Source organism: Pseudoalteromonas sp. C8 (genome assembly GCF_011378685.1).
In the GTDB taxonomy this organism is placed as follows: Bacteria; Pseudomonadota; Gammaproteobacteria; order Enterobacterales; family Alteromonadaceae; genus Pseudoalteromonas; species Pseudoalteromonas arctica.
This window is the reverse complement of sequence record NZ_WTKT01000025.1, coordinates 1-16,271: the sequence shown is the minus strand read 5'-3', so window position 1 is coordinate 16,271 and position 16,271 is coordinate 1. Positions and strand designations below refer to the sequence as shown.

The window sequence follows — 16,271 nt, the reverse complement described above, 5'->3', positions numbered from 1 at the left end:
TCGCAGGTCAAAAATTGAATTCAATCATGCACAATTACTGCGAAAATACATAACCTTAGAGTAAAAAATTGGTTTTACGTGGGGTTAAGTAAATCAGATTTATTTAATATATATGAAGTATTCTTATTTGAAGACTATAAGAAAATTAAGAAATGAAGTGAGTTTGTATAAAAAGGATTATTTACAGAGAGAATGAAAAATAAGGGTAAAAAAGGGGCTATTTTCTTGCCCCTTTTTTATTAAGTACTGGTTTATAAAATAGCGTTATTATAAAACTCTACAGGCTCATTTGAGCCCAAAGCAACAGGCACACGTTGATGCAAGCTAGTTGGCGCAATATCTAAAATACGCGTTCCTCTAGAGGTTGCTTTACCACCTGCGTTTTCAACTAAAAGCGCTAACGGGTTTGCTTCATAAAGCAGTCTTATTTTTCCGTTATCGTTACCACTGCGTTTATCTTGCGGATACAAAAATAACCCGCCTCGGCATAATATACGATGAACGTCGCCTACCATCGCTGCATTCCAGCGCATTGAGCTTTTTTCAAAGCTTTCACAGGTGTAAAGCAATTTATCAAAATACACTTGTGTCGGTTCGTCCCAATAACGGTAGTTAGCCATATTAACGGCAAATTCACGACTCTGCTCTGGCACACTTAACTGCTTATTTGTCAGTAGATAACCGCCATGCGTTGAGTCTAATGTATAACAACGCGTTGGACCGCCAGTACTCATTACAAGTAATGATGAAGGGCCGTATAACACATAGCCTGCACATACTTGATTTACACCAGGCTGACTAAATTGCTCGTCGCTGTCGAAGGCAACATCATCACGGGCTAAGTAAATAGTAAATATAGTGCCTATTTGCCCATTAACATCAATATTAGAAGAGCCATCTAGTGGGTCAAAAGCAACAATAAACTTACCTTCAGGATGGCCACCTACCGCATGATCTTCTTCCTCTGATGCAACTGATCGAACGCTGCTGTCGTCAAGTAGTATGTCTTTAAGTAGTTGGTTTGCAATTACATCTAGCTTTTTTTGAACTTCACCTTGGATGTTTTCATTCAATGTTGAACCTAAAACACCGGCTAATTCACCTTGGCTTACTCGAAAAGCAATTTCTTTACTGGTCGCTAAAATTGTGCGAATAAGTAAAATAAGATCGGTATCTACACCGTCTGCTTTTAATACTGTATTTAGTCTTTTCATGCGCTATACCTATTTACACAATTTAGATCGTCAAAGCATTGCTCTAGTCTTGCAACCATACTTTGCTCTGAATGACGCAACCATACGCGAGGGTCATAGTATTTTTTGTTTGGCTTATCATCCCCATCAGGGTTACCAATTTGCTCTTGCAGGTATGCTTGGTTACCTTTGTAGTAGTCTAAAATACCTGTCCAACACGCCCACTGCGTATCGGTATCAATATTCATTTTAACTACACCATAGGTTAAAGACTCTACAATTTTATCGTACTCAGAACCACTACCACCATGAAACACAAAATTAATTGAGTTGCTTGGTAGATTAAATTTTTCTGATACGTAAGCTTGTGAATCTTTTAAAATAGTTGGTGTAAGAACAACGTTACCCGGCTTATATACACCGTGAACATTGCCAAAAGACGCTGCAATTATAAAGTTAGGGCTAATACGACTTAAACGTTCGTAAGCAAATGCAACATCTTCAGGCTGAGTGTATAAAGAAGAGCTGTCTAGGTGTGAGTTATCAACACCGTCTTCTTCGCCGCCCGTACAGCCAAGCTCAATTTCAAGCGTCATACCTATTTTTGCCATACGCGTTAAGTAACGTTCACAAATTTCAATATTTTCTTCTAAAGACTCTTCTGAAAGATCAATCATATGCGAGCTAAACAGTGGTTTGCCAGTCAGTTCAAAGTGTCTTTCACCTTCATCAAGCAAACCATCAATCCAAGGTAGTAGCTTTTTAGCTGCATGATCAGTATGAAGCATTACTGCCACTTCATAATGTGCTGCCACTGAATGTACATATCTTGCAGCACTTACCGCCCCAAGCACTGCTGATTGTTGCTCTGGTAAAGATAAGCTTTTACCACAAAAAAATTGAGCTCCACCATTAGAAAGCTGAATAATAACGGGCGAGTTTTTCTTTTTAGCAGCTTCTAGCGTTGCATTTATAGATGTTGTACTAACAACATTTACCGCTGGCAAAGCATATTGATTAGTACGCGCATGCTCATACACAGCACTTACTTCATCGCCAACGATTACGCCTGGCAGTATTGTTGGGGCTAAATAATTCATTTATGCAATCCTTTCTATTTTAAAGCCTGGATACAAGAATCGGTAATTGCTTGCCAGTTTTCTTGCTCAACCCATTCTTTCTTCGCTATCCAAGTACCGCCAACGGCGAATACATTATTTAAAGAAAGATAGTCCATTTTGTTACTTTCGCTAACACCGCCTGTAGGGCAAAAGCTGACTGCTCTAAATACTGACGATACAGCTGATACAAAAGGTGCTCCACCGGCTAGCGATGCCGGGAATAATTTTTGCTCTTCAAAGCCATATTCAAGCGCCATTAAAATATCACCTGTGTTTGATACACCAGGAAGTACCGGTACATTACATTTAGCAAGTGCGGCAAGTAATACAGGAGACACAGCTGGCGTTACAATAAAGTCAGAACCCGCTTCTAGTGCTTGCTCTAAAATTTCAGTATTTATTACCGTACCCGCACCTACTTTTAGCTCAGGCACTTGTGCCTTAATAGCTTTTAATGCTTCTAAAGAAGCTTCTGTTCTTAGCACTACTTCAACTAAAGTAAGGCCGGCGTTAGCCATAGCTTTCGCTATTTGAACACCTTGCTCTGGCGTATCAGCTTGAATTATAGGTAGCAGTGTTTGTCCTGACATAAGTTCAGAAAAGCGAGTCATAACGTTGTTCCTTTATAAAAAAGTAATGCGGCCGAGGTATGGCGGCCTTTAATGTTTAATTATTTTGTTATACCAATTGCATTAAATTAATGAGCTATTATAGCGACAAGAAAATAGCTCAATAACAAGGCTAAAATTATGATACATAGTTGTTCTATATAAATAATTTTTAACGTAGTTAGTGAGTTATTTAATACGCTAAGGTGATCATGTTTTTAATAAAATTGGTATCAGATCCCAGCTTTAACCATTGCTAGCTGAAATATATCTTTTGGAGCAATAGCGCCTGGCTGTTGTATAACCGCACCGGCGGCTTTTGCAGCAAGTTGTACAGCACTTGAAATTGGTTTATCAGATAAACGAGCACCTAAGTAAACACCGTTAAAAGCATCGCCTGCGGATGTCGTATCTACAACATTTGTTACCGGTATTATGGTGTGGCTTTGAAGCGTATCGCCCTCTTTTGTCACTACCGATTCAGGGCCATTTTTAACAACAATTTCTTCAATTTGGTAAGGTTTTAAATATTCAACAACCGCTTCTACGCTATGAACGTCATAAAGTGTTGTTAAATCTTCAACGCCTGGTAGGGTAATATCTGCAAGCGTAAAGGCTAAATGATATTGCTCTTTAGTTTCCTCTACACTATTCCACAAACGCGCTCTGTAGTTAGGATCAAAAACTATTTTAACCCCAGCATCTTTGAGCTGCTTTACAACTTTCCAAAAATGCTCACGTCCACTTTCTTCAATTATTGCTAATGAAATTCCTGAAAAGAAAAACATATCACCTTGGCTAAGCTGCTCGAGTGCATCAGCATCTAAAAAATCAACAACCTTTTTAGCTGCAGAATCATTACGCCAATAAATAAAGCTACGCTCACCATGCTCATCGGTTTCTATGTAATACATGCCAGGTACTTTGGTATCGTGAGCAAATACGAGTTGTGTATTTATTTGTTCACTTTCAAAGCGTTCTAGCATTTTTTTACTTAAATTATCTTGACCTAAAGCCGTAACAACCGAAGTAGTAACCTGCGGGAAGCAACGTTTTAAATACACTGCAGAATTATAAACATCGCCTGCAAATGATTGGTGTAGTGTGGCTGCGCTCATAGCTCTAAGCTCGACCATGCATTCACCGATAAAGTAAATATTTTTCATCTTGGAAGTTACCCTATGTAGTTAACTGCTATGCGCTTATACAAAACATATTGGCATAGCAGTTATTATCTAGATTATTGAGGCTTTTTAAGAGGTTCTATTTTTGGAATTAAAATCCAAACAGCTGCCATTGCTATAATGGCTAAAGAAGCACCAATAACAAATGCTGGCGTATAGTTACCATCAGCAGTAAGAATAGGCACAAGCGATGTAAGGCCTACAGCACCAAGTTTTGCCGCCATACCAGAGAAACCTGATAATGTACCTACAGCTTTTTTGCCTAACAAATCACTTGGTAGTGTTTGCACGTTACCAATTGCAGTTTGAAAACCAAATAATATAACAGCCATAATTAGTACCGCTGTCGTTGGTCCGCCTGGATTTGCCATTGCAAGTAATGCAGGTAACATAATTAAACAGCCCAGCGTAATAGTAAGCTTACGTGTTTTGTCTGTATTCCAACCGGCTTTGAGTCGGTTTTGAGCTAATAAGCCACCAAACCAAGCACCAAACATAGCGCCAACATAAGGTACCCAACCATATATACCAATAGACTTAACATCCATGCCGTATACTTCGTTTAGGTAAATAGGTATCCAAAAAACAAATAACCACCAAATAGGGTCAATCGCAGCAGAGGCAATAATTACACCCCAGCTTTGCTTACGAGAAAGTAACTCAGCAGTTGAAGGGTTATATTCTTCTTCGTCTTCACCTGTTACATCGCCATTATCATCAACACGTCTTTGACCTGTTAAGATATATTCACGTTCTTCGGCAGTAAGCCAAGGATGAGAGCTAGGCGGCGCTTTAACTAAAATTAACCAAGGCACTAACCAAAGAAAACCTAATACGCCCACAAAAACAAACACCATTTGCCAGCTAAAGTAGATAGTTAAATAAGCAATTAAGGGAATAGCAATAATACCGCCAATAGCAGCGCCAGAGTTAAAAATACCCTGTGCTAAGGCACGCTCTTTAGTAGGAAACCATTCAGCATTACCTTTAGCTGCGCCCGGCCAGTTACCGGCTTCTGCTACACCTAAGATTGCGCGAAAAATACTAAGGCTAAGTACACCTTGTGCAAATGCATGTGCAACGGTTGCAATAGACCAAACACCTATCGATAAAACAAAACCGAAGCGTGTGCCTACCCAGTCAAATATTTTACCAAATATGGCTTGACCAAATGCATAAGCAAATACAAACACAATTGAAATATTAGCGTATATTTGTTTGCGTTCTAGCGCTGATTCATCAGGAAATAAATCTTCAACAATGTCCGGCCAAAGCACACTAAGTGCTTGACGGTCGATATAGTTAATAATGGTAGCTAGCGCAATTAGCGCTATAACCCACCAACGTAAGCCTTTAAGTTGCATAATTAATCCTCAAGAAAGTCTTCACGCGCTGGGCTAAAAGTATCAATCAGGATTCCGCCTGTTGGGCAGGTAGCTCCATGATCAGCAAATGGTGGGATTAAGCAGCTATCACCCGGTTTTAAGATTTTAGTGACGCCATCAATGTTAAAGTGGAACTCACCTTCAACAACATACGTTACTTGAGAATGTCTGTGAGCATGGTTATAACCAATAGCCCCTTTCTCAAACCAAATTTTAACAGCCATTAGCTCTTCGTTATAACCTAGCATTTGACGTTTTAGACCATTTCCTAAATCTTCAATTTCGGTCTCGTTGCCAAATGAAAAGTTTGCGCTTTGCTTTTGCATCCTATTTACTCCTGATTATTGTTCATCATATAAACGCCTAATCGGCCATTTAAAGTGAACTCTTTATTTTGATAATTGAATGTATTTTTAGCTGAGGTTGGTGCTTTATTAATAGCCACTAAATATGACTTGCCTTTAATATCAAGTTCAACAAGTGTTAAATCGCCCTGCTGACTATATTCAAGCTTTGTAATTCTACTAACAGCTTCTAACGTATATTCTTTACTTGGATTGTATTCACCGTGAGGCTCTAATACAGATATAAATTTATGATGCTTTTGACCCTCAACACGACGAATAAAACCGTTTTCGTTGCGTAAGTTAAAATCAGGGTCGTTTGCGCCTATTTGAGTAAACAAGAAAGACTCATCACCTTTAACCAAACTCGTTTGCGTATAAAAGCGACCATTTTCGTTTAACCACGTTACTTTAGCTAAACCACTTTGAGGTTGCGCTTGAGCTTTAAGCCATAGATGCTGGTAGCCATTTTTAGTACCTAATGCAGACAGTTGTGTTGCATTCGCTTTTAGCTCAAAGCTGGTATCTATAAGCTGACCTTTATAATGCAAAGGCAAATCAAGCTGATGTGCTTTATTTGCTGCAACATCAAATATATCAAGTGCAACTGTGCTTTGTAGTTCAGGTAAGTTAATAAGTGCAAGCGTACGTTCAAGATCAACGCCTTTATAAGCTGTGCTTATTTCGCCGCTTGAAACCGTGCCGTATTCATTCGTTTCGAAAAAGTTAAGTGTAGGGTAATTACTATTTCCTACTTCAACATTTGCATTAAAATGCGTTGTTTCGTCAACCACTACCGTATTGTGCGCAACAGTGTGTTTAGCGTAAGTTTCGTTTTCAGGTAAATAACGACCGCCGTATTTAGCTTCTACATTTAAAAAACGTGCTGCGCCATAATCAGATACAATTTCATTACCGTGGTCGTAAAACTGCCATGTTAATTTATCAAAATGACCATGGCCCAAACCTTGTGCAGCAGGTTTAAATAGTAGCGCTTGATCGCCACCTAGCTGCGTTCTCATTACAACTAGAGCACCTTGTTTACCGTCATTACCATCGCCGAAGGCAACAGACTTAAACGAATAAGGTTTTGCCATTTTGTTATCTAGTGCTTGAGCTACTTTTAGTCCATCACCAGAGAGAATTATTTGGTCTTGTTGCTTAGCAATATCTAAATAACCCGCATCGTTGGTTAAGCCATATGCTGCCGTTACACCATTAACTAACTCAATAGTATCGATACCTTTACTTTTTATTGCATCGTTAATTGGGAAAAACAAACCGTTGTAGCTAAGTTGAATCGTCGTATCAATCGCTTTTAATAATATGCCATCGCGATATTCAAAGATTTTTCGTTGTGGTTCGTTGTTTTCAATCGCTTTAGCAAACGTTACAAAGGGTAATAGTGCAAAGCGTTGATAGTAAGGACCTTCGTTATAGTAACCTTGTGGTGAAAACAGCATTTCTAGCTGCTTAATAAAGCCACCTTTACCCGACTTTTCTAAATCGTATAATGATTTTTCTACCCACTCAGGTTCACCTAATACATACCCTGCCATGCCAACACCCGCTGTTGCCCATGTTCCATGGTTATGTACTTTATTAAATGTAGAGGGTTGGCCTACTGATGTGAACAACGAAACAGGACGTAGTAAGTCATCCTCGATTGTTTTAATGTTATCGGCATTTAACGAGTCATGAATTAGATCATAAGCTTGTATTGTGTACACAAGCCACATTGCTTCATTTAGGCTTTGCCAAAAAAACTTACCTGGATTTTGCGAGTCCATTTTACGTTTTGGATGCAGACCAAGCGTTGGGTATAATTTTGCATACTCAAGCAACATATCACGCACGTAATTTGCATATTTATCATCTTGGCTTAATTGATAAATAATGCCCGCGTTGTACATAAGTTGGTAATTTTTCTTATGACGCTCATGTGTATAACCACCACCGCCGTCTTTTGGAACTGGCACAGTGATAGGCTGTGCAATTTGCTCATCAACTTGTGCTTTTAGCGATTCAAACGCGTTAGCAAACTTTGTGCTACTGTTGCTACTAATTGCTTGGCGCATTTGCTTAACATCATCAGTAGTAATTACTAAGTTTGGGTGCGCTGCATGCGCACCCAATGATGTAAGTAATGTAAGTGCAGCTACAGCAGCTATTTTAAAACCTGTTTGGCATTTTAATAAGTGCATAATATTTACCCTGCCTTATTTAAAATGTTGTTATTTTTTAATACTGCCGTATGCGGGCCTTTAACTCTTAGCTCTTTCACACTTGGTGCTTTAGTTTCATCAAATGTATTGTTTGAGATTTCAGTTTTAGGCTCGCCTACTGTGTGCTCTACAACAATAGGAGCAGTTTTAACAAATTTATTATCTGTGATATTAGTAACCTGAACACCGTGAACATAAATGCTCGCTTGCTCTTTATTACGCTTACCAAAGCCAATATTATTAAGCGTGTTACTCATCATTTCAAAATGAGGACCAAATGTACTTTCATCTGAACCACCACGGTAAAGCTTAACTATGCCGCCTTCTACATCGTTAAATGTATTATTATTTACAATGACGTATTCCGCGTTATAAACACCTAAGTCTTCAATTTCAGTATTTAGACGTAAAATGTCACCTGTTACTGTATTAAAGGTATTACCTGTAAGAATAATTTCATCAGCCATTGCACCTTTACCAGTGATAAAGAAATGGAATGAATGATTAATATCTAAAGCATTCAACTCAGAGTTAGTCATTACAAAGCGATAATTATCAACCATACCCCATTTTTGCGTACGAACAATACTGTTCCCTATTGCATCTGGCGCGTTTTCACCTGAAATTGATAAGCCATCTAGTTTTAAGCTGCCGCCATCATGTATTTCAAATAATGTAGAGCGTTGAAAAGTAAGTTTAGACTTGCCGCTTTGCTTCGCTTTAATTGTCAACGTTTTATCAATTTTAACCAGTTTAGAAACATCATACTGACCAGGTGCGAGTTCTAATACATCACCCGACTCTGCATTATCAATAGCGTCTAGTAATGCACTTACATCAGCTTTAACAGAATGTGTTTTACCAGAATCAAAATCAATTAAGGCAGGTACTTTTGCATACCAGCTAACACCGGTATCTTCTTTTTTCAGCACTTTTAAATCGCGCTTTGCACCTACATTTAAACTTTTAGATGTTGGGTAAAGTAGACCATTACTTGCTTTTTTAAGTGTGATTTTTTCTTTCTTTACACCGTACATTAACTCAGAAAGCACTTTTGTATCAGCAATGTTGTTACTTAGTACCAACCCACTTACATCATCAAATGTTGTAAATGGCTGTTCGCCATCTTGATTTATGATTAAGTTGTTTTTCATTGTGCTGTTTTTAGGCGCCGCACTTCGTTCAGCATCGCTACCAGCTGCAAGTTGAATATGACGCACATTTATAAATGTGTTGTTTTCAATCGTCGCATTTTCAACCTGGTGATAACGATTAATAGATGAATTTGGTACGCCGTTCATCACAGTAAAACCACTGCCAAAACGGTATCCTGTTAGACCTTGTAGGTAGTTGTTTCTTACAATTTGGTCTTTATTGATAACGCGTATACCACCTGTGTGGTCAACACCATTACCAATGAAAATATTTTCTTCTATAAGATTACCGTTACCGTGGCGCAGCGTTAATGTACCGCGCGCTTCATAAAATACATTATTACGAAGGATGTTTTTACCTGACTTAACCGAAACAATTTCTACTTCACCATTGGTGCGTTCAAAGTAGTTATTCTCTACCAATGTATGCGAATCAGTTAATGAGTAATGGCTGGTACCAATACGTAGGGTTTCACCACCGTTCGAACCAAAAGTAGGACGGTAACCAAAGTAGTTGTTATCTATACGATGATAATTTTCCTGACTTGCTTCAGTATTTAAACGCACAGCAACTGTCACGCCTTTATTTCGTTTGCCGACTAAATGGCTATGATCGAAGCGGTTATGTTGTCCATATAGTGCCACCCAATAATCAGACTCTCGTTTGTCTGGATTACTGTAATTATCGATTACTGTTTGTGTAACTCGTGAATTGTATGCTAATTCATTTTTATTTTTACGAAACTCTATTACAGCTGAGCTCGGTGTATAGCCGTCTTTGAATACTAAACCTGAAGCTTCAAGGTATTTACCTGCAAGTCTTAGGTTAGATTGACCCGATAAAATTACTTTACCGTTAGTTTCAGCGGTCAATAAAATAGGAGAGTTTTTTGTGCCTTGGCCTTCAAATAAGATTTCGAAGTCAGACCATGTACCGTTTTTAAGGATTACTTTGTCGCCAGCAACTAAGTTAGACGAAATATCACGGAAGGCTTGTTTATCATCTACAAAATAATCTTTGGCTGCTAATTGCGTAGATATACAACCAATCAGAACTAAACTTAGCTTTATAGTATTAATTAAACGCATAGTTAACTCTTTATATTGTGACTCGAATTAGGCTCTATGAATATTTAAAAGTGGTGTTGCACAAAGCAGGCTAAGTCTCGTCAATCGAAAGTGTGTGTGCTGGCGCTAAACTATAAAGCTAAGCGCCATTTGTCGTGTTTTTTACTTTTCTAACTTTTTGAAGTAATCAAAAATTTCAGGAACGTTACCTTGACCCATACCAGCGTCAAACGCTGCTTGTAGGTTAGCTGATGAACCTTCAGCGATTTTAGATTCAGTACCTAGGTCTTCTACCATTTGTAGGAAGTAGCCTAAATCTTTGTTTGCATTAGCAATTGAGAAACCAAGGTCGCTAACATTATCAACCGCATAGTTTTTACAAAATTGCATAAACGGTGAATTAGATGGACCAGTCGACATGATGTCGAAAAGTTGTTGACGGTCAACACCAGCAAGCTCTGCAACTGCAAACGCTTGTGACATAGCACATACTGTAGTCATGCCCATGAAGTTGTTGATTAGCTTAGTTGTATGACCTGCACCTAGCTCGCCAAGATGGAAAACATTTTCACCTTGATCTTCTAGTACTGGTTTAACTTTATTGAATGTATCAATATCGCCTGCAGCCATAATGTTTAAAAGACCGTCTTTAGCATGTGCTGGAGTACGACCAAGAGGAGCATCAATCATGCCTGCGCCTTTTGCTGCTAAATCAGCACCAATTTTTTTAGTAGATGATGGGATAGAAGTACCAAAATCAACTAATACGGCACCTTCTTTAATGCCTGCTAAGATACCGTCTTCTGCGTAAACAATTTTTTCTACAACTGCTGAAGTTGTAAGACAAAACATAACAATATCTGAACCTTCAGCTAGCTCTTTTGCAGTGCTTGCTGTTTTTGCGCCTCTAGCAACACATGCTGCAACCGCATCTTTGCTAAGGTCCATAACAATTAGCTCATAGCCTTTGTTTTGTAAATTTTCGGCCATATTGCCGCCCATTAAGCCTAAGCCGATGAAACCGATGACTGGTTTTGACATGAATAACTCCTAAATATGTGGCGCATACTTTTATAAGAACAAGTAAAATCTACTTTAAAATACGCTGTGTCTTTTGTTTCAATTTGTAGAGTAACTTTAAGCTTGAGTTATTTATAAATTAACCTGTGCAAAACGTAACTCTGATTAATTACCAATACATTGTATTCACTCAAACCAAGCAACTTACCAATTGGTATGCAAAAACTGTATTACCATACGCCTTTTTTGTCAACCAATAAGTTAACCAAGTAAACCCCGCATTTTTACAAATTACATACAAAAAAATTTAATACAAAATAAAAACAATTAGTTAGGGAGAACTAACCCAATCAAACCCAGGTTAACTTTTGTTGAACAATCAGTAACTTTTTTTATACTAATAGGTTGACCAATAATTAAGTGTTCTTTATTTAAATATGCAAAATTCAATAAAACGGTTCATTAATTGGCAATTTACAATTGATGTTATTGGTAAATCATAAAGGCCATACATGAACAGCTTCCAAATCTCCATCGCATTGAGGTTGTGATCTATAAGTAACGCCTACATATATGGCTAATACACATAAAACCACAAAATGTGCTTAATAATAGTGCTTAGTTGAAAATATACTGAACTTTGAAAAAATCACCAAAGGAACTTAATAATGCGTTTATTACATACTATGCTGCGTGTAGCTAATTTAGACAAATCAATTGCTTTTTATACTGAAGTCTTGGGTATGAAAGAATTACGCAGAGCCGACAATGACGAGTATCGGTATACATTAGCTTTTATTGGGTATGGAAATGAAAAGGACACGACGGTCCTCGAATTGACATATAACTGGGATGAAGATAGCTACGACCTGGGTAATGCTTATGGACATATAGCTATTGAATTTGAAGATATTTACAAAGCCTGTGCTGATATTAAGGCAGCCGGTGGCAATGTTAGCCGTGAACCAGGTCCTGTAAAAGGCGGTACCACTGAAATTGCTTTTGTAAAAGACCCTGATGGCTACTCAATAGAGCTAATTCAGAAAAAAGAAGACATGAGTAACTTTTAAATTACTCACTAACAAATTCAAGTGATAACAATTTGCTTAGTCATGTGGGGCCTAATTGAGGGTGTAACAAGTTTTATGAATTGTTCAGATACTTGTGTAGATTGGTATTAAATAAAAGGTGCTTTTTAGCACCTTTTTAACGCAACTGACTATCTTTACTACCACGTCTATTGAATGATTTTGCGCTAGCACCATTACCTTCTATTGCAGCTTGGCATGCAACACAATAACGCACTCCAGGTAACGCAAGCCTTCTTGCTTGTGGGATTTTCTCGTCGCACTCATCACATAGCTCTGCACTTGCGCCAGATATTAAATTGCTTCTTGCATACTGTACGGCGTCATTAACACTCGCATCAATTTGATCTTGAATTGCACCGTCTCGTGCCCATCCACTTGCCATAAATCCTCCTAATAAAGTTGGATGTTTAAATTTATGCTACCAAATCGAATCTTTATAAGTACTGAATAAAAAAGCTAGGAATGTGATGTTCTTTGAAGGCTTAAGCTACGAAACTATATTTTATACTTGGAGAAAAGATATTGTAGTTGTTCTTTGTGAACTCTTTTTCAAAAAAGATCAACACTCTACAATTAGGCAAAAAAAAGCAGCTAAAAAAGCTGCTTTATAATTCCAATTATTTATTTAAATATTAAAGGCTGTAATCAACAACTTTCATACCTAATTTTTCGAGCTCTGGGCGGAGTGTTTTAGCATCACCTACTACTAAATAAATCATGTCTTTAGTATTTAAGTGTTTTTTAGCTAAGGCGTTAACTTCTTCTTTGCTAATATTGCTAACAATCTCATTTCTTTCTTTTACAAAGCTAGGTTTTAAATCAAATTCTAATATTTGTGCTAAAAAGCCAAGTTTTGCATTAGGCGTTTCGTATTTAAGCGCATCTTTTTGATTGATAGCTTTACGCATAAACATTAGCTCTTCGTCAGTGACACCGTTTTGAGCATAGTTATTAAGCTCATTAGTAAACTCTGTAATAGACGCTGCAGTAGAGTCGGCTCTCACCGCTGCAGAAGCAGTAAAGCCACCTGATGTTTTATCACCCCAAAAACGAGAGCGAGCACCGTAAGTGTAGCCTTTATCTTCGCGTAAATTTAAATTGATACGGCTGTTAAACGTGCCGCCCAGTGCAAAGTTCATCAAGTTAGCTTTAAAAAACTCACCTGTAATATCTTCAACCATATCGCGTTTACCAATACGAATTTCTGATTGAGGAGCATCAGGTTTATCAACCAAATAAATCACATTAGTTTCTACTTTAGGTTCACTGAAATCAACCGCTACTGAGCTCGATTTACCTTTCCAGTTTGTAAGTGTAGCTTTAACTTTTGGTTCAATTGTTGACTCCTTTAAATCTGAGACAATAATGACTTGAGCGCCCTGCGGTTTAAAGTTTGCGCTATAAAAAGCTTTAACGTCAGCAAGTGTAATAGCCTCTATACTATTAAGCGTTCCAGTACTTGGAAGTGCGGCTATATTGTTTCCATACAGTAATTTACTATAAGTATTAGATGCTAAATACCCAGCATCCTTCATTGAATGTTGAATATTTTGAATGATTTGCTTTTTATTACGCTCAAAGTCATCTGCATTAAATGCTGGTTTAAATAACTTTTCTTCGACAAGCTTTAGCGTTGCATCTACATTTTTGGTTAAGCTAGAAACATACACATTTGTATGTGTTTTATCTGAGTAGATATTTACCTGGCTACCTAGCTTTTCAAGCGCGTTACTCATCTGCTCTGTAGTGTAGTTTTGCGTTGACTCGCTCATTAACGATGCAGTTATTGATGATAAACCCACTTTACTGGCTTGCTCACTGTACAGGCCACCGGGAACTTTAATGAAAATAGCGGTAGTTGGCGTTTCTGTACTTTGAGTACCTAATATTTTAATACCGTTTTCGGTCTTAGTTTGCCAAAGAGTAGGAACATCAACAGCAGGATTTGCGCCGGCCTCTGGATGAACACTTCGATCAAATGTATCAACAGCTCTTCGTGCCACTAAATCATCAGCTGTAGTTGTAGATAGACCTCCAAAATCATGCATTTTAGGAGTAAAGTTGTCTGGAGCAGCTATAAGTTGTGTCTGCCCTTCTGGCACAACACTCATAATAACGGCAGATTTATCTTTGATATATTGATTAAAAACACGCATTACATCAGCTTTTGTAACTTTGTTATAACGTGCAATCTCATCTTTAGCTGAGCTTGGATTACCAGTAAATGTTTCTGACGCGGCTAGTTGAGAGACTTTACCTGATACGCTTTGCAGACCAAAAATTGCACCCGATTCTATTTTAGCTTTTACTTTATCTAAATCATCTTGTGTAACGCCTCGCTCTTCAAATTCAACAAATGAATCACGAATGATTTTTTCCATATCAGCTAACGTTTTCCCTGCTGTAGGATTTGGTAAAGCATAAAGACTAATTGAACACGCTAACTCTTGGCATGGGTGATTTGCACTTGCTTGAACAGCAAGTTGAGTTTTAACTAAGTTTTTGTATAGTAGTGAATTATTACCACCACCTAATATTTCAGCAAGTATATCTAGTGGTGCTTCATCTTCAGAGCGAGCGTAAGTCGTTGGGAAGCTCATACTTAATAAAGGTAAATGAACTTTATCTTCCATTGAAATATATCTATCAGCATCTAGTGTTACAGCTGTTTTTTCTACTGTAGGAATTTCAGGGCCTTTTGGGATTGGCGCAAAGTATTTAGTAACTAAAGGCAGTATTTCATTAGCGTTGATGTCGCCACCAATAGTAAGCGTTGCATTATTAGGACCATACCACTTTAAAAAGAATGCTTTTAGATCATTTACATTTACGCGATTAAGATCGTCCATAAAACCAATTACAGGCCATGAATATGGATGACCATCAGGGTACATTGCTTGAGCAACACGCTCACCTAAGCGACCATAGGGGCGATTATCAACGCGTTGGCCGCGCTCATTTTTTACTGTTTCGCGTTGTACTTCAAATTTTTCTTGGGTTACAGCATCGAGTAAAAAGCCCATTCGATCAGCTTCTAGCCACAACATTTTTTCTAATTGATTTACAGGTACTGTTTCAAAATAATTTGTTCTATCTGAGTTAGTTGTACCATTTAAAGTACCGCCTGCTTCAGATATTATTTTAAAATGTTCCTCATCAGCAACATTCTCTGAACCTTGAAACATCATATGCTCAAAAAAGTGAGCAAAGCCTGACTTACCCAACTCTTCGCGAGCAGAACCAACGTGGTATGTTACATCAACGTGTACTAAGGGATCTGAATGATCCTCATGCACAATTACAGTTAAACCGTTATCTAGTTTATATTTTTTATACGGTATATTGATTTCACCTGCATTAGATTTCACTGATTCAATAAGTGTAACGCCAGGAATTGATGTTTCTGTAACAATATTTTTATCAACAGCTTGAGTTGAGCTATTACATGCAGCCAACCCTGATGCAAGTAAAACAGCAAGTGCAATTTTTGTGAGTTTCATTTTTTAGTCCATATTTAAATTAACTCAATGAGTTTAAAGACTAATTAAAAGTACAACAAGGAATATGGATAGATTATGGATTTGCTTTTGTAACAATGTGTAAATAGATTGATATAAAAATGAAATGTGAAATGTGAAATGAGGGTATTAATTTTTGGTTTTATTCTAATAACACTGCACTTCCCTATTAAAAAATAAGTAAATGACATACCTAAGAGATTAGCACTCTTGATAACGTCGTGCATAGAGAGTGCGATGTCACACTGCTTTATACAGTACTTAAAATAAGTAAGTGGCATCCCCAAGAGATTGGCACTCTTGATAACGTCGTGCATAGAGAGTGCGATGTCACACTGCTTTATACAGTACTTAAAATAA

Annotated in this window: 13 protein-coding genes; 2 read left to right on the top strand and 11 right to left on the bottom strand. The window is 37.8% G+C overall.

From position 1 onward, the window contains the following. Positions 1-251: 251 nt before the first annotated feature. The 9 genes from GQR39_RS18365 to GQR39_RS18325 form a co-directional block, all read right to left on the bottom strand. Positions 252-1,214, bottom strand: coding sequence for a class 1 fructose-bisphosphatase (locus GQR39_RS18365; protein ID WP_165736309.1), 963 nt, complete (start codon positions 1,212-1,214; stop codon positions 252-254). After that, positions 1,211-2,293, bottom strand: coding sequence for a class II fructose-bisphosphate aldolase (fbaA, locus tag GQR39_RS18360; RefSeq protein WP_165736308.1), 1,083 nt, complete (start codon positions 2,291-2,293; stop codon positions 1,211-1,213). The genes GQR39_RS18365 and fbaA overlap by 4 nt, the downstream gene beginning before the upstream one ends. 14 nt (positions 2,294-2,307) lie before the next feature. Continuing rightward, positions 2,308-2,925, bottom strand: coding sequence for a bifunctional 4-hydroxy-2-oxoglutarate aldolase/2-dehydro-3-deoxy-phosphogluconate aldolase (gene eda / locus GQR39_RS18355; protein ID WP_076924850.1), 618 nt, complete (start codon positions 2,923-2,925; stop codon positions 2,308-2,310). A gap of 230 nt (positions 2,926-3,155) precedes the next feature. After that, positions 3,156-4,088 (bottom strand): sugar kinase, encoded by a 933-nt coding sequence (locus GQR39_RS18350; protein WP_165736307.1) that lies wholly within the window; start codon positions 4,086-4,088, stop codon positions 3,156-3,158. A 74-nt stretch (positions 4,089-4,162) separates the two neighbouring features. Then, positions 4,163-5,470, bottom strand: a complete 1,308-nt coding sequence (locus tag GQR39_RS18345) for an MFS transporter (RefSeq protein ID WP_007585328.1) — start codon at positions 5,468-5,470, stop codon at positions 4,163-4,165. Between the two features lie 2 nt (positions 5,471-5,472). Beyond that, the gene (locus tag GQR39_RS18340) at positions 5,473-5,817 is read right to left on the bottom strand and encodes a cupin domain-containing protein (RefSeq protein ID WP_002962963.1); all 345 of its coding nucleotides are present in this window, start codon (positions 5,815-5,817) and stop codon (positions 5,473-5,475) included. A gap of 5 nt (positions 5,818-5,822) precedes the next feature. Then, positions 5,823-8,039: a heparinase II/III family protein gene (locus tag GQR39_RS18335; protein ID WP_165736306.1), complete on the bottom strand. Its 2,217-nt coding sequence runs from the start codon at positions 8,037-8,039 to the stop codon at positions 5,823-5,825. 5 nt (positions 8,040-8,044) lie between these two features. Further along, positions 8,045-10,303, bottom strand: coding sequence for a chondroitinase-B domain-containing protein (locus GQR39_RS18330; protein WP_165736305.1), 2,259 nt, complete (start codon positions 10,301-10,303; stop codon positions 8,045-8,047). Positions 10,304-10,444: 141 nt separating this feature from the next. Beyond that, positions 10,445-11,323: an NAD(P)-dependent oxidoreductase gene (locus GQR39_RS18325; RefSeq protein WP_002962960.1), complete on the bottom strand. Its 879-nt coding sequence runs from the start codon at positions 11,321-11,323 to the stop codon at positions 10,445-10,447. 647 nt (positions 11,324-11,970) lie between these two features. On the opposite strand from GQR39_RS18325, the gene gloA reads away from it, so the two are divergent. Further along, the gene (gloA, locus tag GQR39_RS18320; RefSeq protein ID WP_024598720.1) at positions 11,971-12,372 is read left to right on the top strand and encodes a lactoylglutathione lyase; all 402 of its coding nucleotides are present in this window, start codon (positions 11,971-11,973) and stop codon (positions 12,370-12,372) included. Between the two features lie 136 nt (positions 12,373-12,508). On the opposite strand, the gene GQR39_RS18315 is transcribed toward gloA, so the two are convergent. Then, positions 12,509-12,775: a DksA/TraR family C4-type zinc finger protein gene (locus GQR39_RS18315; RefSeq protein ID WP_002962957.1), complete on the bottom strand. Its 267-nt coding sequence runs from the start codon at positions 12,773-12,775 to the stop codon at positions 12,509-12,511. 85 nt (positions 12,776-12,860) lie between these two features. Between GQR39_RS18315 and GQR39_RS18310 the strand changes: the two genes are divergently transcribed. Continuing rightward, positions 12,861-13,004: a hypothetical protein gene (locus GQR39_RS18310; RefSeq protein ID WP_165736304.1), complete on the top strand. Its 144-nt coding sequence runs from the start codon at positions 12,861-12,863 to the stop codon at positions 13,002-13,004. A 21-nt stretch (positions 13,005-13,025) separates the two neighbouring features. On the opposite strand, the gene GQR39_RS18305 is transcribed toward GQR39_RS18310, so the two are convergent. Further along, positions 13,026-15,893 (bottom strand): pitrilysin family protein, encoded by a 2,868-nt coding sequence (locus GQR39_RS18305; RefSeq protein WP_165736303.1) that lies wholly within the window; start codon positions 15,891-15,893, stop codon positions 13,026-13,028. Positions 15,894-16,271: the final 378 nt, after the last annotated feature.